Source organism: Ancylobacter tetraedralis (assembly GCF_014195655.1).
Taxonomy (GTDB): Bacteria; Pseudomonadota; Alphaproteobacteria; order Rhizobiales; family Xanthobacteraceae; genus Ancylobacter; species Ancylobacter tetraedralis.
Window position 1 is genome coordinate 844857 of sequence record NZ_JACICD010000001.1, and the last position, 19849, is coordinate 864705.

General features: G+C 67.9%; 17 protein-coding genes and 1 pseudogene. 15 read left to right on the plus strand and 3 right to left on the minus strand.

Features of this window, described 5'->3' with window-relative positions; translation table 11 throughout:
* Positions 1 to 192 precede the first annotated feature (192 nt).
* Positions 193 to 699, minus strand: a complete 507-nt coding sequence (gene fae, locus FHS55_RS03900; RefSeq protein WP_183188324.1) for a formaldehyde-activating enzyme — start codon at positions 697 to 699, stop codon at positions 193 to 195.
* Between the two features lie 494 nt (positions 700 to 1193).
* Here fae and FHS55_RS03905 point away from each other — a divergent pair, with 494 nt between their 5' ends.
* From FHS55_RS03905 to FHS55_RS03950, 9 genes and pseudogenes are all read left to right on the plus strand, one after another.
* Positions 1194 to 1403 carry a hypothetical protein gene (locus tag FHS55_RS03905; RefSeq protein ID WP_183188325.1) on the plus strand — a complete coding sequence of 70 codons (210 nt, stop codon included), beginning with the start codon at positions 1194 to 1196 and terminating at the stop codon, positions 1401 to 1403.
* Positions 1404 to 1609: 206 nt separating this feature from the next.
* On the plus strand, positions 1610 to 3196 hold the full coding sequence (locus FHS55_RS03910) for a sensor histidine kinase (protein ID WP_246339800.1): 1587 nt from the start codon (positions 1610 to 1612) through the stop codon (positions 3194 to 3196).
* The gene (locus FHS55_RS03915; protein ID WP_183188327.1) at positions 3193 to 3882 is read left to right on the plus strand and encodes a response regulator transcription factor; all 690 of its coding nucleotides are present in this window, start codon (positions 3193 to 3195) and stop codon (positions 3880 to 3882) included. Before FHS55_RS03910 ends, FHS55_RS03915 begins: the two co-directional genes overlap by 4 nt.
* A gap of 166 nt (positions 3883 to 4048) precedes the next feature.
* On the plus strand, positions 4049 to 4126 hold the full coding sequence (gene pqqA / locus FHS55_RS03920; RefSeq protein ID WP_183188636.1) for a pyrroloquinoline quinone precursor peptide PqqA: 78 nt from the start codon (positions 4049 to 4051) through the stop codon (positions 4124 to 4126).
* 38 nt (positions 4127 to 4164) lie between these two features.
* On the plus strand, positions 4165 to 5103 hold the full coding sequence (gene pqqB / locus FHS55_RS03925) for a pyrroloquinoline quinone biosynthesis protein PqqB (RefSeq protein WP_183188328.1): 939 nt from the start codon (positions 4165 to 4167) through the stop codon (positions 5101 to 5103).
* Positions 5100 to 6142 (plus strand): annotated as a pseudogene (gene pqqC, locus FHS55_RS03930) (pyrroloquinoline-quinone synthase PqqC). The gene pqqB and the pseudogene pqqC overlap by 4 nt, the downstream one beginning before the upstream one ends.
* Positions 6139 to 7281: a pyrroloquinoline quinone biosynthesis protein PqqE gene (pqqE, locus tag FHS55_RS03940; protein WP_183188331.1), complete on the plus strand. Its 1143-nt coding sequence runs from the start codon at positions 6139 to 6141 to the stop codon at positions 7279 to 7281. The pseudogene pqqC and the gene pqqE overlap by 4 nt, the downstream one beginning before the upstream one ends.
* A 21-nt stretch (positions 7282 to 7302) precedes the next feature.
* The gene (locus FHS55_RS03945) at positions 7303 to 8001 is read left to right on the plus strand and encodes a hypothetical protein (RefSeq protein ID WP_183188332.1); all 699 of its coding nucleotides are present in this window, start codon (positions 7303 to 7305) and stop codon (positions 7999 to 8001) included.
* Positions 8002 to 8207: 206 nt separating this feature from the next.
* Positions 8208 to 8537 (plus strand): hypothetical protein, encoded by a 330-nt coding sequence (locus tag FHS55_RS03950; protein WP_343055991.1) that lies wholly within the window; start codon positions 8208 to 8210, stop codon positions 8535 to 8537.
* An 80-nt stretch (positions 8538 to 8617) separates the two neighbouring features.
* Here the strand turns inward: FHS55_RS03950 and FHS55_RS03955 are convergent, their stop codons facing one another.
* The gene (locus FHS55_RS03955; RefSeq protein WP_183188333.1) at positions 8618 to 9439 is read right to left on the minus strand and encodes a quinoprotein dehydrogenase-associated SoxYZ-like carrier; all 822 of its coding nucleotides are present in this window, start codon (positions 9437 to 9439) and stop codon (positions 8618 to 8620) included.
* A 247-nt stretch (positions 9440 to 9686) separates the two neighbouring features.
* Between FHS55_RS03955 and FHS55_RS03960 the strand changes: the two genes are divergently transcribed.
* The 4 genes from FHS55_RS03960 to FHS55_RS03975 are packed head-to-tail and all read left to right on the plus strand — an operon-like array spanning position 9687 to position 13976.
* Positions 9687 to 10847 (plus strand): patatin-like phospholipase family protein, encoded by a 1161-nt coding sequence (locus FHS55_RS03960; RefSeq protein WP_183188334.1) that lies wholly within the window; start codon positions 9687 to 9689, stop codon positions 10845 to 10847.
* 21 nt (positions 10848 to 10868) lie between these two features.
* Positions 10869 to 12326, plus strand: a complete 1458-nt coding sequence (locus FHS55_RS03965; RefSeq protein ID WP_183188335.1) for a GntP family permease — start codon at positions 10869 to 10871, stop codon at positions 12324 to 12326.
* Between the two features lie 31 nt (positions 12327 to 12357).
* The gene (gltS, locus tag FHS55_RS03970) at positions 12358 to 13563 is read left to right on the plus strand and encodes a sodium/glutamate symporter (RefSeq protein WP_183188336.1); all 1206 of its coding nucleotides are present in this window, start codon (positions 12358 to 12360) and stop codon (positions 13561 to 13563) included.
* A 56-nt stretch (positions 13564 to 13619) separates the two neighbouring features.
* Complete coding sequence (locus FHS55_RS03975; RefSeq protein WP_183188337.1) at positions 13620 to 13976, plus strand: YXWGXW repeat-containing protein; 357 nt, start codon at positions 13620 to 13622, stop codon at positions 13974 to 13976.
* Positions 13977 to 14016: 40 nt separating this feature from the next.
* Here the strand turns inward: FHS55_RS03975 and FHS55_RS03980 are convergent, their stop codons facing one another.
* Positions 14017 to 15261, minus strand: a complete 1245-nt coding sequence (locus FHS55_RS03980) for an alpha/beta hydrolase (protein WP_183188338.1) — start codon at positions 15259 to 15261, stop codon at positions 14017 to 14019.
* A 360-nt stretch (positions 15262 to 15621) separates the two neighbouring features.
* Between FHS55_RS03980 and FHS55_RS03985 the strand changes: the two genes are divergently transcribed.
* Positions 15622 to 16770, plus strand: a complete 1149-nt coding sequence (locus FHS55_RS03985) for an efflux RND transporter periplasmic adaptor subunit (RefSeq protein WP_183188339.1) — start codon at positions 15622 to 15624, stop codon at positions 16768 to 16770.
* Positions 16770 to 19829 (plus strand): efflux RND transporter permease subunit, encoded by a 3060-nt coding sequence (locus FHS55_RS03990; RefSeq protein WP_183188638.1) that lies wholly within the window; start codon positions 16770 to 16772, stop codon positions 19827 to 19829. Before FHS55_RS03985 ends, FHS55_RS03990 begins: the two co-directional genes overlap by 1 nt.
* Positions 19830 to 19849 lie beyond the last annotated feature (20 nt).

Genomic DNA, 19849 nt, shown 5'->3' on the forward strand with positions numbered 1-19849 from the left:
CGGAGCACGAGGCTCCGGGCTTATGGTAAGTCGGCGTTTCGGGAGAGGGCGGAGGTCCGTCGTCTCCCTCACGAAAGCGAAAGCATCGCGCTCTCACTTATCGAGAAATATCGCCGCCAACCGCTGGAGCAGGCCCTTCGGATGAGATGGGGCCGCGGGCGGTGGTGTTGTCTGCCCAGGGTTGCTTCCGATCTAAGCGGCGAACGGATGCTTGGCGGCGCCGGCCTTGGCGAGAACTTCGCCGATCTTCGGCTCGCCATTGACGGCGCGCTTGAGCGCCTCTTTGGTCGCCTCGTAGTTGAACTGCTGGATCTTGGCGTCGTCAGCCGCCTCCCAGTGGATGAACACGCCGACCGAGATGAACAGGTCGTCGGCTTCTTCTTCCGGGATCACGCCTTCGGCGACGCTGTCTACCACCGCCTTAGCGACGGCATACTGCGCGGGGCCGAACATCTGAACGGCCTGGCGGGCGTCCTTGATGGTGACCTTGTTGAACAGGATGGTGTTGGGCTTGGCGAGCAGGTTCGGGGTCACGACCGCGAGCAGCGAGGTGAAGCCGTCCTTGTTGTTGGTCAGCGCGTTAACGAAGGCGCTTTCCGCAGCCGAGCCGCGCGGCCCGATGATCAGGTCGATATGAGCAACTTCGTTGCCGTCGCCGACGAGCGACTCACCAATAAGTACCTTATTGATCTTGGCCATCTAAACTACCTCCCAAAGCAGGGTTTCACGAGCAAGGAACGGGGCGTCCCTCTCTAATGTCCCGGCTATCTTTGTTGCAGCGTTTGGGGACACCAAACCGGTTGGCCCGATAGCGCGACCGACACGTTACGGGCGAGAGACTAGGCCCGCTTCGCTTTTAACTGCAAGGGATTCTTCGTGCTTCCGCAGGATTGACAACGCTTTCCGGCCACACGCGCCAAAAGGTCGCCGTCGCCTACGTGCCGATGAGGAATAAGGCGGCATGATGAAGAGTTGTGCACCCCACGCATTCGCTGTCGGCCCGTCGCGCCGGCTGTGGCAGAATGTAGCTTGTGGTCATGGCGGGTCGTCGCGCACGGTTCTCTGGCATTCATCTTGCTTTGGCATACCAGCGCCGGAAGGCGCAGATCGGAGTGGCCTTTGGTGCCGCAAATACCGGTCTTGGGGGGAGATGATCGCGGGAGTGGCTTTGTCGCACGCCGAGGGAGCCGCTTATGGAACTGATACTTTCGATCTGCCTCGTGGCGAATCCGGGAACCTGCCGTGAAGAGGCACTCTCGGTCAGCGTCGAGCAGACCCAGATGCCGATGCAGTGCATGATCACCGCGATGCCGACCATTGCCGAATGGAGCGGCACGCATCCCAAGTGGAAGGTGCAAAAGTGGCGCTGTGGCCGCCCCAGCGTGGGCGGCCGGGACATTTGAGCGCCGGCATCCTCGACGGGCGTCGTTACTAGGCGTCGTCGCGCGCGTCGCCGGGGCGGATCGGCGGCCGTTCGGGCTCACGCTCTGCTGCGGCGCAGCGTGCGCGAGCGCGCGGTCCATGAAATCATTCCCACCGGCGGCCTGTCGGCTGCCTTGTTCGGGAAGGCAGCATGGGGCGCGGCAGTTTTTCATCTCTGAGGGCGCGAATGGCGTTGCTGCTCGCGGTGGCGGTTTTCGTCACCGCTGCGGCGGCCGTGCTGCTCGTGGTCGTGCTCGGTCGGGCCAATGTCGAACTGGACCGCCTTGTCTCCGCGCAGAGCCGGCTGGAACTCCTATCGTCCATATCCGGCCGCATCGGCGATTATGCGCTGGTCTCGCTGCAGTCGGCGCAGCAGCCGGGCGAGCGCAACCGCGACGCGCTGGCGACTGCCCGGCAGGGGACGCTCGCCGCCTTCCAGCGTTTCGAGACCGCGCTTGGCTCGGAAGTCGAGCGCCGCGGCGACGAGGAACAGCGCACGCTCATGGCCGCGCGCAGCCGCACCGTGGCGCGGCTCCGGGCGCAGTTCGAGGGGATGGACCGGCAGGTTCAGGCCGCGTTGCAGCAGCCGGATCCCACCACGGCCGTGCGAGTGGTGCTGGATGTGTTCGCCGCCGGTTTCGGCGCACCGCTCAGCCTCGCCATGGAGGAAGAGCGCACGGACGCCCGCGGCGCGCAGGAATCGGTGCATGATCTGCGCGAGAGCGCGATGCGCTGGGGTCTTGCCGGCGTGCTGCTCGCCGGCCTTGTCGCGGTTGTGCTCTATCAGGTGCTGGGGCGTTCGCTGGTGCGCCGGGTGGCCGATGTCGCGACCGCCGCCGCCGCCATCGCCCAGGGGCGCACCGACATCCGGCTAACCGTGACCGGCCATGACGAACTGAGCCTCGCCATGGCGCGGTTCAACCGCATGGCCGCCCATCTCGCCCGGCGCGAGGCGCGGTTGATTGCCGACCAGAGGCGGCTGCAGGAGATCGTCGACGCCCGCACCGCCGAATTGCGCGGGGCGAACACGCGGCTGGAGAATGTCGATCTCGCCCGCCGCCGCTTCTTCACCGATGTGAGCCACGAATTGCGCACGCCGCTCACCGTCATCCTCGGCGAGGCGGAGGTGACGCTGCGCGCGGCGCGGGCCAGCGAGGAGGACCTGCGCGCCGCGCTGATGGTGATCCAGAACCGTGCCCGCAAGCTGCACCGGCGTGTCGAGGATCTGCTGCGCATCGCCCGCTCCGAAAGCGGGCAGATCGAACTGGAGCGTTCGCTGTTCCTCGTCGCCGATCTCCTGCGCGAGGTGCAGGAGAGCATGCTGCCGCTGGCCCGCGCCGCCGGCCTGTCGCTGGAGGTCGCCTGCACCTCGCCGGGCGTGGCCATCGAGGCGGACCGCGACTGGTTGCGCCAGACCATGGACGGCCTTGTCGCCAACGCCGTGCGCCACTCCCCGGCCGGTGCCGTGGTGCAGCTGGAAGCCGGGCGCGCGGGCGGCGAGGTGCTGCTGCGGGTGCGCGACCACGGCACCGGCATTCCAGCGCAGGAACTGCCGCATGTCTTCGAGCGTTTCTGGCGCGGCGCGGCGGGCACGCGCGAGGGGCCGGGCTTCGGCATCGGCCTCGCCCTTGCCAAATGGATCGTGGACCGGCATGGCGGCCGGATCGACATAGAAAGCGGCACCGCCGACGAAGGGGGAGGCCGCACGGGGACCTGCGTGACCGTGCGGCTGCCTGTCCCGGTGCCCGACATAACGGTGGAGGCGGCCCAATGACCATTCTCATTGTCGAGGACGATCCCGACATCGGCTCGCTGCTGCGGCGCGGCTTCGCCTCGGAGAGCTATCAGGTCGAGCTGGTGGGCGATGGCGAGCAGGCGCTGCGGGCCGCGACCGGCAAGCCGCTGGAGGCGATCATTCTGGACGTGATGCTGCCCGGCCGCTCCGGCATCGAGGTGTGCAAGGCGCTGCGCGCGGGCGGGCAGACCGCGCCGATCATCATGCTTTCCGCCCGTTCCAGCGTGAACGAGCGCACGGAAGGCCTGCTCGCCGGGGCTGACGACTACATCGTCAAGCCCTTCGCCTTCGAGGAATTGCTGGCGCGGGTAAAGGTGCAGGCGTTGCGGCGCAGCAGCGGGGAGGGCGAATCACGCGTGCTTACCGCCGGTCCGCTGGCGCTCGATCTCGATACAAGGCAGGCGCTGCTGGGCGGCACGCGGGTGCGCCTCACCGAGCGCGAGGTGGAACTGCTCGCGCTGCTGATGCGCCATGCCGGCGAGCCGCTGGCGCGCGCCGATATCTTCGCCGCGCTATGGGCCGGCCATGGCGGAGCTTCGCTGAATGTGGTGGATGTCTATGTCGGCTATCTCCGCCACAAATTGGCCGAGGCGACGCCGGAAGGCGGGCAGATGATCGTCACCGTGCGCGGCCGCGGCTTCATGTTCGAGGCGCGATCCGCTTGATCGGATTTCGTGGCATAATGTATGCCTTTGAAGATATTTTTGGCATTGCTTGACGTGTGGGGATATCGTCTCCACATTACTCGTGCGGTTCTAAGTACCGTGCAAACAACCGGCCTCTTATCAACTTCTTATGAAGTATAAGCGGCAGATAATCCTGGAGGAAGAAATGGCCTGGACCACTCCGCATATCGTCGAAGTTTGCGTCGGAATGGAAGTCAACGCCTATATGCCGGCTGACTTCTGAGCTTTGGGACGGCTGGCCGGACCGGGGGTGACGCTGTGATGCCAACCTCCGTGTCCCGCCCGCGTCTCATCGTGCTCGGCTCGGCAGCCGGCGGGGGCTTTCCCCAATGGAACTGCCGATGTCCGGTCTGCGCGCTCGCCTGGGACAGGGATCCCCGTGTCCGTTCGCGGACGCAGACCTCCATCGCGGTGAGCGCGGATGGTGAGCGGTGGGCGCTGGTGAATTGCGCACCGGAAATCCTGTCGCAGATACGATCCGTGCCGGCATTGCATCCGCGAGGAAGCCGCCGGCAATCGCCGGTGGCTTCCGTTCTGCTGACCAATGCCGATATCGACCATGTCGCGGGCTTGCTCAGCCTGCGCGAGGCGCAACCCTTCAGCCTCCTCGCCACGCCGGGGGTGCACCAGGTGCTGCGCGCCAGCAGCGCCTTCGATGTGCTCGCCGAGGGCGTTGTCGAGCGGCGCTTGGTGGAACTCGGCGCCTCCTTCGATCTGGTCGAGGGTGTCCGCGCCACGATCTTTCCGGTGCCGGGCAAGATCGCGCTCTATCTCGAGGCGCGTGAGGAGGCCGACACGGGCACCCTCGTCACCGACCGGCAGGGCGAGCAGACCATCGGCGTCGAATTGAGGCTGGGCGAGGCCCGCGTGCTGTTCATTCCCGGCTGCGCCGCCATTACCGATGCGCTTCGCGCGCGGCTCGACGGCGCCGACGCGGTGCTGTTCGACGGCACGCTGTGGCGGGACGACGAGATGGCGCTGGCCGGGGTCGGCACCAAGACCGGACGGCGCATGGGCCACATGAGCATGTCCGGTGCGGAAGGCTCCATGGCGGCGCTGGCGGGACTCGATATCGGCCGACGCATCTACGTGCACATCAACAACACGAATCCGGTGCTGATCGACGGCTCGTCCGAGCGCGTCGCGGCCAACCGGGCCGGGTGGGAAATCGCCGAAGACGGGATGGAGATCCTTCTATGACCACGCTGCTGTCGGCCGACGAGCTGGAGGCGCGCCTGCGCGACGTCGGCACGCGCCGCTATCACAATCTTCACCCGTTCCATCGCCTGCTGCACGACGGCAAGCTCGATCTCGGTCAGGTGCAGGCCTGGGCGCTGAACCGCTATTATTATCAGGCGATGATCCCGGTGAAGGATTCGTCCATCCTCGCGCGGATGGACGAGCCGGAACTGCGCCGCGTCTGGCGCCAGCGCATCATCGACCATGACGGCCACCATGAAGGGGAGGGCGGCATCGCCCGCTGGCTGAAGCTGACGGACGGGCTGGGCCTCGATCGCCATGCCGTGACCTCGCTGCGCAACCTGCTGCCGGCCACGCGCTTCGCGGTCGATGCCTATGTGCATTTCGTGCGCGAGAAGAGCCTTCTGGAAGCGATCGCCTCCTCGCTCACCGAAATGTTCTCGCCCGGCATCATCGGCGAGCGTGTCGCCGGCATGCTGAAGAACTATGATTTCGTCTCGCGCGAGACGCTGGCCTATTTCGAGAACCGCCTCACCGAGGCGCCGCGCGATGCCGATTTCGCGCTCGACTATGTCAAGCGCCACGCCCGCACGCCCGAGCAGCAGGAAGCGGCGATCCGCGCGCTGGAATTCAAGTGCGATGTGCTGTGGGTGCAGCTGGACGCGCTCTATTTCGCCTATGTCGATCCGAAAATGGCCTATCCCGGCGCTTTCGCGCCCAAGGAGACGCGATGACCGCGCTCGTCACTTCCGCCGTTCCCCGGCTCGCGCGCGGCGTGCGCCTGCGCCACGACGAGGCCCGCGGCCAATGGGTGCTGCTGGCCCCCGAGCGCGTGCTCAATCCCGATCCGGTGGCGGTGGAGATCCTGAAAAAGGTCGACGGCGTGCGCTCCATCGAGATCATCGTCGATGAGCTTGCCAGCGCCTTCACCGTCGAGCGCGCGCGCATCGCCACCGATGTCGACGCCTTTCTCGCCGGGCTGAAGGAGAAGGGTATCGTCACGCTCGCGGCCGTGACCGTGGGAGATGCGGCATCATGAACGTGGTCGCCCAGCCGCTTGCGCAGCCGATCGCACGTCCGGCCCCGCCCGCGCCCTATGGCATGCTGGCCGAGCTGACGCATCGTTGCCCGCTGCAATGCCCCTATTGCTCGAACCCGGTCGACCTCGATCGCCGCACGGTCGAACTCGATACACAGACATGGCTGCGCGTGTTCTCGGAAGCGGCCAAGCTCGGCGTGCTGCAGGTGCACCTCTCCGGCGGCGAGCCGACCGCGCGGCGCGATCTCGAACAGATGATCCGCCATTGCGTCGAGGTGGGGCTCTACACCAACCTCATCACCGCCGGCGTCGGCGTCACGCCGGAGCGGCTGGCGGCGATTTCGGACGCGGGCATCGACCATGTGCAGCTCTCCTTTCAGGGCGCCACGGCCGAGGTGACCGACAAGGTCTCGAATTTTCGCGGAGCGCATGAGAGGAAGCTCGCCGTGGCGCGCGAGGTGCGCCGGCTCGGCCTGCCGCTCACCATCAATTCCGTGGTGCACCGGGCCAATATCCACCAGATCCCCGATTTCATCGAGCTGGCGCTGGAGCTTGGCGCGGGGCGCATCGAGATCGCCCATTCGCAATATTATGGCTGGGCGCTGCGCAACCGCGGCGCGCTGATGCCCACGCGCGATCAGGTGTTCTGGGCGCTCGACGTGGTGGAGGAAGCGCGCGCGCGGCTGAAGGGCCAGCTCACCATCGACGCCGTGGTGCCGGACTATTACGCCAAATATCCCAAGCCCTGCATGAATGGCTGGGGCCGCCAGTCGCTCAACGTCACGCCGGCCGGCAAGGTGCTGCCCTGCCACGCGGCGGAGACCATTCCCGGCCTCGATTTCTGGAACGTGCGCGAGCACGCGCTGGAGGACATCTGGCTGAACGCGCCGTCCTTCAACGCTTTTCGCGGCACCGACTGGATGCCCGATCTGTGCAAGAGCTGCGAGCGCAAGGAAAAGGACTGGGGCGGTTGCCGCTGCCAGGCGATGGCGATCGCCGGGGATGCCGCCGCCACCGATCCCGCCTGCCACAAATCACCGCTGCACGCGCATCTGCTCGCCCTCGCCGAGGCCGATGCCGCGGGCGGTGAGGTCGCCTATGACTATCGGCGCTATGTCGTGCCGGACCGGGCGAACTGAACCCTTTCAGGAGAATCGCCCATGCCCCGACTGTTCGCGCGCCGCCCTCTCTCCGGGCTCGCCGCGCTTCTCGTTTCCGCCCTGCTGTCCGGCGCCGCGCTCGCCTCGCCGACCGCGACCGAGCTTTTCTTCGATACGCCCTACCTTTCGCGGGTTCCGGCCGGCACGACGCTCGACTACATCTACAAGCACGTGACGGCCAGACCCGATCTCGGCGAGAGTTTCGACGAGACGCTGGCGATGAAAGTGGACGCCGCCCCGGACGATGCGGCCGGGCGCATCGCCAATGTGGTGATCCATCGCGGCGACAAGGAGGGCGAGGCCGGCCCGTTCCCCACGCGCAACGGAAATCCGATTTCGCTCGTGCTACTGGAGCGCGACGTGAAGGAAATAGCCCTGCTCACCAAGGGCAGCCCGTTCTACCTGCGCAACCGGCTGCGCGACCATCTCGCCGGCGGCACGGTCGAGCCGGCGCGTTTCTCCTTCGAGGGACACGAGGTCGAGGGCTGGAAGCTGACCATGTCTCCTTTCGCGCAGGATCCAAACAAGGACAAGCTGCTGGAACTGGTCGATCGACGCTATGAGTTCATCTATTCCGAGGCCGTGCCGGGCGGGCTCTACGCGATCCGCGTCATCACGCCCGCCAAGGACGGGGCGGCCAACCTCATCGACACCAGCCTGACGCTGACCGGCGCGAGCGCGCCGACGGCCACGAAATAAGCGCCGATAAAAACACGCCGAACAGGCGACCCGAGGAGAAAGCCATGCCCATCAACGCCAGCAGGATCGCCCGCGGCGGCGCCTATTTGCTGCTTGCCGTGCCGCTGCTCGCTGCGTCCCTGATCGTGCCGGTCATTCCCGGAGCCGCGCGGGCGCAGGACGCCAATCCGCCGGCCACATCGGGCGCGGCCTCGACCCTGGCGCCGGTGGCGGCCGGCGCGAGCAAGCCGACCCCTTCCGTGCCCGGCACCGGCCTCATCAATGACTACCCCACCGTGGCGCGGGCGGATTACGTGTTCGGCTGCATGGCGGCGAACGGCCAGTCGCGGCAATCGCTGGAGAAATGCTCCTGCTCGATCGACACGATCGCGACCATCCTGCCTTACGAGAAATATGTCGAGGCGGAGACCATCCTCAGCGTGGGTCAGGTCGCCGGCCAGCAGGCGGAGGTGTTCCGCTCCACCGCCATGTTCCGCGACATCGTCGCCGATTTGCGCCGCGCGCAGGCCGAGGCGGAGATCACCTGCTTCTACTGAGGCGAGACCACCTGGCATTATCCCGGACGGCCCACAGGGCCGATCCGGGATAATGCCCGAGACGGGAGGCGGCGCGAGGCTCACCCGGCCGGCTTCAGCTCGCCCTCGAAGCGGCGCCCGTCCGTGTCGGCGGCGTCGACATGGATTTCCTTGCCGCTCGGCTCATAGGAAAACTGGATCGCAGGATCCTCGCTGAGCGAGATGCCGCCTTCCATCGAGAACACCAGCTCGTCGCCCTGCTTGACCTCGATCGCGTCGACGAACTTGGCCGGGATGTAGAGCCGGGTGATCTGGTCCATCTGCAGCCCGGAATAATTCGGGTGGCGGATCATGAGCTGGAGCTGCGAGACGCGGTTCGCCTTGGTGGCGTCGCCCATCTGCCCGTCCTTGACCAGGCGCAGCTTCATCTGGCCGATGCTCTTCAGCGCGGCCTCCTCGTCCTTCATCGCGGGCGCCGAGCAGCCGCCGGAGGCCTTCACGAAGCGCTCGCCCATGTGCAGTTCGCCGTCGCTCAGTTCGGCGATGGCGCGGATATAGCTGTAGCTGTTCACCCGCAGACGGGTGCCGAGCGTCAGGTCATGGCGCTCGCCGCCGAAGGTGAAGGTGGCCGCGACGGGAGCGGGGTTCTCGTCGACGATGAGGGTGAGCTTCTTCACCGTGCGGGTGTCGCCCGCCGGCAGCGCCACCTCCACCGAAATGGGCACGAGCGCGGCATCTTCGGCGCGGACGGGCGCGGTGAGCTGGATCAGCGGGCTGTCGTCACGGATCGCCCGCTCGCCGAACACGTCGGGCTTCAGGCTCGTCCAGGTGGCGTCGGCGCCCGCTTCCTGTGCCGCCGCGGCCGAAACCGCGAGCGCGGAGAACAGGGCGACCGCGAGTAACAGGCGGATACGATGTGGCATGAAACCTCCCACGGAGCACGCCGGATCGTTGCTCGTCCGGCGATTGGTTCCATCATACACCTTGTCGAAGTGAAATTGCAGGCACGAAGGCGCGAGGCCGCGTCCCTTGCGCGGACGCATCATTCCCCGCGTGGCGGGCCCCGCCGAAGGCATTAGGGCAATCACACTGTCATTGGCGCGTTCTAGGGTGCTATCCTGCGGTTGCCCGTACCGGGCGGCGGATACCATCAGGCGGACACGGAGCGTCATGTCGACCGAGACCACCTCAACGCCATCCACACCCGATTCCGAGGCTTCCAAGGCGGATGCCCCGGCCCCGCGTCGGCGCGCCGCTCGCCCCGCAACCGAGGCTGCGAGCGCCGAGCCTGCCGGTGACGACGCGGCGCCGTCCGCACGGGCTCCGGTGCTGATCGACCTCGCTTTGCAGGGCGGCGGCTCGCATGGGGCCTTCACCTGGGGCGTGCTCGATCGCTTCCTGGAGGAGCCCTGGCTGAAGATCGACGGCGTCTCCGGCACCTCGGCGGGCGCGATGAACGCGGCGGTGATGAGCTTCGGTTTCGCCAAGGGCGGGGCGGAGGGCGCGCGTGCCGCGCTGGCCAATTTCTGGACCAAGGTTTCGGAAGCGGCGCGTTTCAGTCCCTTCCAGCGCGGTCCGATGGACAAGCTGCTGGGGCGCTGGACACTCGACAATTCCCCGCTCTTCGTCGCCATGGACCTGATGTCGCGGCTGGTCTCGCCTTACGATCTCAACCCCGGCGGCGGCAATCCGCTGCGGGCGATCCTGGAGGAGTTGATCGACTTCGATCTGGTCAAGACCTCGCCGATCAAGCTGTTCATCACCGCCACCAGCGTGCGCACCGGGCGCGGCAAGGTGTTCCGCAATGCCGACCTGTCGCCGGACGTGCTGCTCGCCTCGGCCTGCCTGCCCACCATGTTCCAGGCGGTGGAGATCGACGGCGAACCCTATTGGGACGGCGGCTATTCCGGCAACCCGACCATGACGCCGCTGGTCCGGGAGCTGGATTCCGATGACACCATCCTGATCCCGATCAATCCGGTGGAGCGCGAGGGCACGCCCAGCAATGCCCGCGAGATTCTCAACCGGCTGAACGAGGTATCCTTCAACGCCGTTCTGCTCAAGGAACTGCGCATGATGGCGCTGATGCGCAAGGTGGCCGATCCCGGCAATACCGAGGGCGCGCTGTGGGCCAAGATGCGCATCCACATGGTGCGCAACAACGTCATGGGCACGCTCGGCTATTCGTCCAAGCTCAATGCCGAGTGGGAATTCCTCAGCATGCTGCGCGACGAGGGCCGCGCCTCGGCTCAGGCCTTTCTCGACGAGCATGGCGCCGATCTCGGCAAGCGTTCCACGCTCGACATCGATCAGCTTCTCGACGGCGTCTGACGCCGCGCTTCTGGGGGAAGAATGGGTCTCATCGGCATTCTGGTCGGCCTCGGCCTGCTCGTCGCACTCGCTTTCCGGGGCTGGAGCGTGCTGCTCCTCGCGCCCATCGCCGCGCTCATTGCCGCCGCTTTCGCGGGCGAGCCGTTGCTGGCGCACTGGACGCAGACCTTCATGGGCAGCGGCGCGCGCTTCATCGCGCAGTTCTTCCCGCTGTTCCTGCTTGGCGCGCTGTTCGGCAAGATCATGGACGACAGTGGCTCGGTGACGTCGATCGCCGAATTCATGACCGAGAAGCTCGGCACAAGGCGGGCGATGCTGGCGGTGGTGCTGGCCGGCGCCTTCGTCACCTATGGCGGCGTGAGCCTGTTCGTCGCCTTCTTCGTGCTGGCGCCGATGGGCATCGCGCTGTTCCGCCAGGCCGGCATCCCGCGCCGGCTGATGCCCGCCGCCATCGCGCTCGGCACCTCCACCTTCACCATGTCGGCGCTGCCCGGCACGCCCTCGATCCAGAACGCCATCCCCATGCCGTTCTTCGGCACCACGCCCTTCGCCGCGCCCGGGCTCGGCATCCTCGCCTCGGTCATCATGCTCGCCTTCGGCCTCTGGTGGCTCGGGCGCGCGGAAGGCCGGGCGCGGCTGGCCGGCGAGGGCTTCGGTCCGGCGGACGCCACCGCGCCCGTGGATGCCGCCGCCGAGGACCCGATCGTGCGCGAGCGGGCCACCACCGCACATGAATTCGACCCGGCCGAGATCCATAACGGGGTGCATGCCTATACCAAGCCCTCCTTCGGGCTCGCCGCGCTGCCGCTCGTGGTGGTCGTCGTCGTCAACCTGCTGATGTCACTGGTCATCCTGCCGCAGATGGATGTCTCGTTCCTCGCCGAGCCGCGCTGGGGCGGGACGACGCTCTCGGCGGTCGGCGGCGTGTGGTCGGTAGTGGTGGCGCTGACGGCGGCCATTCTCGTCGCCCTGGCGATCAACTGGCGCCGTCTGCCGGGCTTGCGCGCCACGCTGGATGCCGGTGCCAACGCCTCCGTTCTGCCGGTGTTCAGCGTCGCCAGCCTGGTCGGCTTCGGCGCGGTGGTCGCGGCGCTGCCGGCGTTCGAGCTGGTGCGCGAATGGGTGCTCGGCATCGAGGGCGGGCCGCTGGTCTCGCTCGCCATCGCCACCAACGTGCTGGCCGCGCTCACCGGCTCGGCCTCGGGCGGGCTTACCATCGCGCTCGACGCGCTGGGCCCGACCTACATGAAGCTCGCCGCCGAGATCGGCCTTGACCCGGCGCTGCTGCACCGCGTGGCGGTGATCGGCTCGGGCACGCTGGACAGCCTGCCCCATAACGGCGCGGTGGTGACTTTGCTCGCGGTCTGCGGTACAACGCATCGCGAGAGCTATCTCGACATCGTCATGGTCGGCATCGTGGGCGCCATCGTCGCGCTGGTGGCGGTCATCCTGCTCGGCTCGTTCGTCGGGTCGTTCTGACCTGACGAGCGCAGCGCCCAGGGGGGAGACGATGACGACGCTTGAGACGCCGGGCTTTCTGACCTTCACCATCGCCATCGTGGTGTTCTTCGCGGGCGTGGCCATCAACCGGGCGATCCCCCCGCTCAAGGCCTGGAACATTCCCGAGGCGGTGACGGGCGGCCTGCTGATGGCGCTGGCGACGTTCCTCGCCTACCGCTTTCTCGATGTCGAAATCCGCTTCGCGCTCGAGGCGCGCGACATGCTGCTGCTCTATTTCTTCACCGGCATCGGCCTCAACGCCAAGCTCGACGACCTCATCACCGGCGGCCGGCCGCTGCTTGTGCTGCTGATCCTGACCGTCGTCTTCCTGGTGCTGCAGAACCTGATCGCCGCCGGCAGCGTCGCGGCTCTGGGCCTTCCGGAGGGGCTCACCGTGTTCCTTGGCTCGGCCTCGCTCATCGGCGGGCACGGCACCACCATCGCGTGGGCGCCGCTGATCACCGAGCGCTTCAACATCCCCAACGCCATGGAGGTCGGCATCGCCACCGCCACGCTCGGGCTGGTGGTGGCCAGCCTTGTGGGCGGGCCGATCGCCCGCCACCTCATCGCACGTCACGGCCTGCACGGGCCGAAGACGGGCGTCGACGTGATCGGCCTGCCGGACAAGAGCGAGCACGGCGTGCGCGATGATGTCAGCCATGTCAGCCTGCTGCGCACCGTGCTGGTACTGAACGTCGCGATCCTGATCGGCTTCTTCGTCGACGAACTGCTGGATGAAGTGGCGCTCAAGCTGCCGCTCTTCGTGATTTGCCTGCTGGTCGCCATCGTGATGACCAACACCGTGCCGCGCCTGCTGCCGAACCTGGTGTGGCCGACGCGCACCCGCGCGCTGGCGCTGGTGTCGGACTTCTCGTTCAACGTCTTCCTGTCGATGTCGCTGATGAGCATGCAGCTGTGGACGCTGGGCGGGCTCGGGCCGGCGCTGATGCTGGTGCTCGGCCTGCAGACGCTGGCGGCGGTTCTCTACATCGTCTTCATCGTCTTTCCGGCCATGGGCAGGAATTACGAGGCGGCGGTGCTATCGGCCGGCTTCACCGGCATCAGCCTGGGGGCGACGCCGACCGCCATCGCCAACATGACGGCCGTGACCAAGACGCACGGCGCCGCGCCGCGCGCCTTCATCATTCTGCCGCTGGTCTCGGCCTTCTTCATCGACATCGTCAATGCGGCCGTCATCGGCTATCTCGCCAGCTGATCGCCGATTCGTTCGGGAACGGCGTTTGTTCACGGCCTTTGTTCAAGGAGCTGCCGATGCTCTCACGACGCTCGCTCTTCAGGAGCCTCATCGCCGCCGCGCTGACCGTGCCGGCGGGTGCGGCCCTCATTGCCGCCGCCGATGCGCAAGGGGCTCCGCCGCCCCCGCCGGGCGGGCGCCCGGCCGGCCCCCCTGGCCCGCCGCCCCGGCCGCAGCGCGAGCCGCGCCCGGCCCCGCGCCGGGGTTACACCTGGATTCCCGGCCACTGGAACTGGACCGGCCGTCACGGCTGGAGCTGGTTCCCCGGCCATTGGGAGGAAAACCGCCGCGGCTTCACCTATGCGGGCCCGCGCTGGGTGCTGCGTCGCGGCCAGTGGATCTACGAGCCGGGCCGCTGGGTCCGCAGCTGGTAACGGCGCGTCTCGCGCGCAGGGCGATCGACCCGCCGCCGACCTAGTCGGCGGCGGGGTTCTCCACCGTCTCGCTGACCGAGCGGCCAAGTTGCTGGACCTGGCTCTGGTAGGTGTTGCGCGTCGCCGGATCGACCACGGCGATCGGTGCGCTGATGACGAGGCCGGCGGCGCTGCCCACCGTCTGGCCGACGCCCATGGCGGCGACGCCGATGCGGTCGCCCAGGCTCACGTCGGAATCCGTCACGGTCTGCCCGTTCACCAGCCGTTGGCCGATGGCCTTCACCACCTCGGGGGAGGCGGCGAAACGGCCATGGTTGAGCGCGTCGTCGCCGCTGCGCAGGGAGGTGAGGTCGATCACCACGATGCCGGTCTTCTCCAGCTCCGCGTAGAAGTGCTGCGCATCGACAAGGCCCAGCCGGTCGACGCCGCCGGAAATGCGGCGCGAGAGTTGCAGCGCGCGGTCATCCTGCGAGACGAACAGCGTGAAGCGCGCCTTGGGGCTGTTCAGCGAGCGCCATTGCGAGGCGAACACGTCCACGTCGACATCGGGCGCCGCGAGGATGACGTTGCTGATCTTCGCCGGCAGTTTCCCCCGGCGGATCGCCATCTGCCGCAGCCCTTCCATGGCGAGCCAGGCGCCCATGGAGTGCGCCATGATGATGACGTCGTTGACCCTCGGGTCGCTCGCCACCTGCCAGACCGTTTCCTCGAAGGCATCGCGCGAGAAGATCGTGCTCTCGCGGTCGAACAGATAGTCGAAAACCCGGGCGCGCGAGGGCCAGGTGAAGAGCACCGGCGCCGCATCCGAGCGTGAATCATGAGTGATCTGGGCGAAGCGGTAGACCGCGTCCTCGAAACGGTTGTTGAAGCCGTGCACGAAGATCAGCACGCGGCGGCTCGGCGGCAGATTTTGGTCCAGCCAGTTCTTGGCCGCCTTGGTGCCGTCCAGCGGCTTCACCGCGAGGGTGGCGAAATCGGTCTGGGGGTTGGAGGGCAGGCTGCGCGGCCACTGCACCTGCCCGATCTGGCGCCGGTCGTCCGGCGGGATCGAGACGGTGAAGGCGGTCAGCGACACTTTCGGGGCCCGCTCGCCGGTGAACAGCACGTTCGGATCGGTCGAGGGCGCCCGCGTGGTCGCGACCAGCATGTTGACTTCGGTCGCATCCGTGGCCGTCTGCGCCACGGGGCCGAGCACGCCCGTCGGCCGGTTGGCGCAGGCCGCGATCAGCGTGCCAAGAACGAGAAGGGCGCAAAGTCCGGCGCGACGCCCGGCAGAGGTTCCCATGCGCTTCACCGCTTCGGCCCGCACGCGGGTCTGCGCGTCGTTCTGCCGAGCTGCCCGCCGGGGACCTGCTGCACCGTCACTCACCACGCTACCCCGGCTGCCACTGGTCGCTCGCGGGATCTCTTCCGCGCCTTGGAACGGTTACAGCGGGCCGGCCTCCGGCTCAAGCGCCGCGTGCCGCCCGCGTCGGATCGGGGAGGTGATTGCGCCGCGGCGTTGCCCCTTCGCACCGGCGCGTGGCCGAGGCGCCACGCGCCTATGTCATCCCTTCACGCGGCTATGTCCTGTCTTCTTGCGGTCGTGTCCGGCGGCGCCAATCGGTGCCATAATGGCAAGATCATAGTGGGAGTCTGCCGGGACATGCGGGATGGGAAACGAGCCGAGCGCCGGGCGGCGCCTGGCCTGGGCAACAGGGCCGAAGCGCGCCATGGCCGGCGCACGGGTGGGCTGGTGCTTGCCGCGCTGCTTGCCCTCGCAGTAGCGGGCTGCGATGCCGGCGACGAGGATGCGCCCGCGCCGGTTCGCCCCGTGCGTTCGGTCACGGTCGAGATCGGCACCGCCGGCGACGTGGTGACGCTCACCGGCGACGTGCAGGCCGAAGATGAGGCCGCGCTCGCCTTCCGCGTTGGCGGCCGCATGATCGAACGCCTCGTCAATGTCGGCGATCGGGTCACGGCCGGCCAGGTCGTGGCGCGGCTCGATCCGCAGAACGCGCTGAACGGGCAGCGCTCGGCGCAGGCGGCGCTGGCCGCCGCGGAAGGCCGCCTCGTTCAGGCGCAGAACCATTTCGAGCGGCAGGAGCGCCTGCTCGGCAACGGCTTCACCACCCGCGCCATTCATGACGACGCCGCCCAGGGGCTGCGCAGCGCGCAGTCGGCGGTGGACGATGCCGAGGCGCAGCTCAAGATCGCCGAGGACAATGTGGGCTATACCGAGCTGGTGGCCGATGCGCCCGGCGTGGTGACGGCGCGCGGCGCCGAGCCCGGCGAGGTGGTGCAGGCCGGCCAGTTGATCGTGCAGCTCGCCCGGCAGGGCGGGCGCGACGCGGTGTTCGACGTGCCCGCGCAGCTGCTGCGCGCGGTACCCGCCAATCCGCTGATCGAGGTCTCGCTCGTCGACGATCCGGCCGTGAAGGCGACGGGCCGCGTGCGCGAGGTGGCCCCGCAGGCCGACCCGGTGACGCGCACCTTCCGCGTGCGGGTGGGGCTCGACAATCCGCCGGAGGCGATGCGGCTGGGCTCCAGCGTGAACGGGCGCGTGCATATGGATGCCGGCGCGAGCATTGAGATCCCGGCCTCGGCGCTCACCGCCTATCAGAGCCGCCCGGCGGTGTGGATCGTCGATCCGGCGACGCTGACCGTGTCGCTGCGCAATATCGAGGTGGCGCGGTTCAACCCGGCGACGGTGGCGGTGGCCTCGGGCCTCGGCGCGGGTGACATCGTGGTGACGGCCGGGGTGCAGGCGCTGCATCCGGGCCAGGCGGTGCGGCTGCTCGGGCAGGGTTCGTGATGGGCTTCAATCTGTCCGCCTGGGCGCTCCGGCAGCGCTCGCTGGTCGTCTTCTTCATGCTCGTGGTGGTCGGGGCGGGGCTGTTCTCCTATTTCCGCCTCGGCCGCAGCGAGGATCCCTCCTTCATCATCAAGACCATGGTCGTGCAGGCGGCATGGCCGGGCGCGGGCATGGAGGACACGCTCCAGCAGGTGACGGAGCGCCTCGAGCGCACGCTGCAGGAAGTGCCTCATCTCGACTTCCTGCGCAGCTATACCCGTCCGGGCCTCACCACCATCTTCGTGAATCTCGATGGGGCGACCACGGCGGCGCAGGTGCCGGAGGTCTGGTACCAGGTGCGCAAGCGCGTGGCGGACATGCGCCGCACCCTGCCGGCCGGCGTGGTCGGGCCCGGCTTCAACGACGAGTTCGGCGACACGTTCGGCCTGATCTACGGCTTCACGGCCGACGGCTTCACCCATCGCGAGCTGCGCGACCAGGTCGAAGCGGCGCGCTCCAAGCTGCTGCAGGTGCCAGACGTCTCGCAGATCCAGATTCTGGGCGCGCAGGACGAGCGTGTCTATGTCGAGTTTTCGGCCCGCCAGCTCGCCGCGCTCGGCGTCGACCGCCTCGCTCTGGTGGAGGCGCTGCGCAGCCAGAACGTGGTGCAGCCCTCGGGCACGGTGCAGACCGGCGACGAGAAGCTGGCGCTCGACGTGACCGGCGCGTTCGGCTCCGAGCAGGACATCGCCAACATCAATTTCGCGGTGAACGGGCGCATGCTGCGTCTCGCCGACATCGCCACGGTGCGGCGCGGCTTCGTCGATCCGCCGCAGCCGATGTTCCGGGTGAATGGCCAGCCGGCCATCGGCCTCGCCATCGCCATGAAGGAAGGCGGCGACATTCTCGCGCTCGGCGCCAATATCGACAGGTCGATGAAGGCGATCACCGCCGAACTGCCCATCGGCATCGAGGCGCATCTGGTCGCCGACCAGGCGGTGACGGTGAAGGGCGCCATCTCGGAGTTCATGGAATCGCTGTGGCAGGCGATCGCCATCATCCTCGTCGTCAGCTTCCTGGCGCTCGGCGTGCGCCCCGGCCTGATCGTGGCGCTGTCCATTCCGCTCACGCTGGCGGCGGTGTTCGCGATCATGCAGATCGCCGGCATCGACATGCAGCGCATCTCGCTCGGCGCGCTGATCATCGCGCTGGCGCTGATGGTCGACGACGCCATGACCACGACCGATGCCACCATCAACCGCCTCGCGCTCGGCGAGCGCAAGGAGGTGGCGGCGACCTATGCCTTCAAGGCCTATGCCTTCGCCATGCTGGCCGGCACGCTGGTGACGATCGCCGGCTTCGTGCCGGTGGGCTTCGCGGCGAGTTCGGCCGGCGAATACACCTTCTCGCTGTTCGCGGTCGTCGCGATCGCGCTGCTCGTGTCGTGGGTGGTGGCGGTGCTGTTCGCGCCGCTGCTCGGCCTTGCCATCCTGAAGCCTCCGAAGCCCGGCGCGTCGACGGAGCCGGGCCGGATCATGAAGCTGTACCGGAGCTTCCTCGGAGCGGCGATCACCGCGCGCTGGATCACCATTCCGGCGACGCTGGCGGCCTTTATCGGCGCCTTCCTGCTGATGCCGCTGATCCCCTCGCAGTTCTTCCCGTCCTCGGACCGGCCGGAACTGCTGGTGGATCTCAGCCTGCCGCAGAACGCCTCGATCTACGCCACGCAATCGGCGGTCGAGCGCTTCGACGCAGCGCTGAAGGGCGACACGGATGTCGACCGCTGGAGCACCTATGTCGGCGAGGGCGCCATCCGCTTCTACCTGCCGCTCAACGCCCAGCTGCCGAACGATTTCTTCGCGCAGGCGGTGGTGGTGGCCAAGGACGTGGCGGCGCGCGAGCGGCTGCAGCAGCGGCTGGAGCAGCGCCTCGCGCAGGACTTCCCCGGCGTGGTCGGGCGGGTCTATCCGCTGGAACTCGGCCCGCCGGTGGGATGGCCGATCCAGTACCGGGTGATCGGCCCGGATCTCGGCACGGTGCGCGATATCGCCTATCGGCTGGCCGACGTGGTCGCCACCAACCCGGACACGCGGCTGGTCAATTACGACTGGATCCAGCCCGCGCGCGAGATCCGCATCCGCGTCAACCAGGACGAGGCGCGCCGGCTGGGCCTGAGCACGCAGGCCATTGGCAGCGTGCTCAACACCATGATCACCGGCGCGCCGGTGACGCAGGTTCGCGACGACATCTATCTCGTCGACGTCGTGCTGCGCGCCACCGATGAGGAACGCGTCTCGCTCGACACGCTGCGCACGGTGCAGGTGCCGATCGCCGGCGGGCGCACGGTGCCGCTCAGCCAGTTCGCGACCTTCGAGTATGAGCAGACCTACCCGCTGGTGTGGCGGCGCGACCGTGTGCCGAGCCTGACCGTGCAGGCGGATGTCGCGCCGGGCGTGCTGCCCGACGAGGTGGTGGGTCCGCTCGCACCGAAGATCGAGGAACTCGCCAAGTCGCTGCCGGCCGGCTACCGCATCGAGACCGGCGGCACGGTGGAGGAAAGCGCCAAGTCGCTGGCCTCGGTCGTCGCCGTGGTGCCCCTGATGCTGCTCATCATGGTGACCGTGCTGATGTTCCAGCTGCGCCGCTTCACGCTGATGGCGCTGGTGCTCAGCGTGGCGCCGCTGGGGCTGATCGGCGTGGTGCTGGCATTGCTGCTGTTCCAGCGCCCGCTCGGTTTCGTGGCGATCCTCGGCATCCTCGCGCTGATCGGCATGATCATCAAAAATGCGGTGATCCTGATTGGCCAGATCGAGGCGGAGCGCGCGGAGGGCAAGCCTGTGCGCGAGGCGGTTATCGAGGCAAGCTCGGCCCGTTTCCGACCGATCATGCTCACCGCCGTTTCCACCGTGCTCGGCATGATCCCGATCGCGCCGACTGTGTTCTGGGGGCCGATGGCCTTTGCCATCATGGGCGGGCTGCTGGTGGCGACGGTGCTGACGCTGATTTTCCTGCCGGCGCTCTATGTCGCGGTCGTTCGCGACACGCCGCCGGCTGCCCCGCCAGCCCCTGCCGGTTCCTGACATCGCCGCAGGGCGGGGTG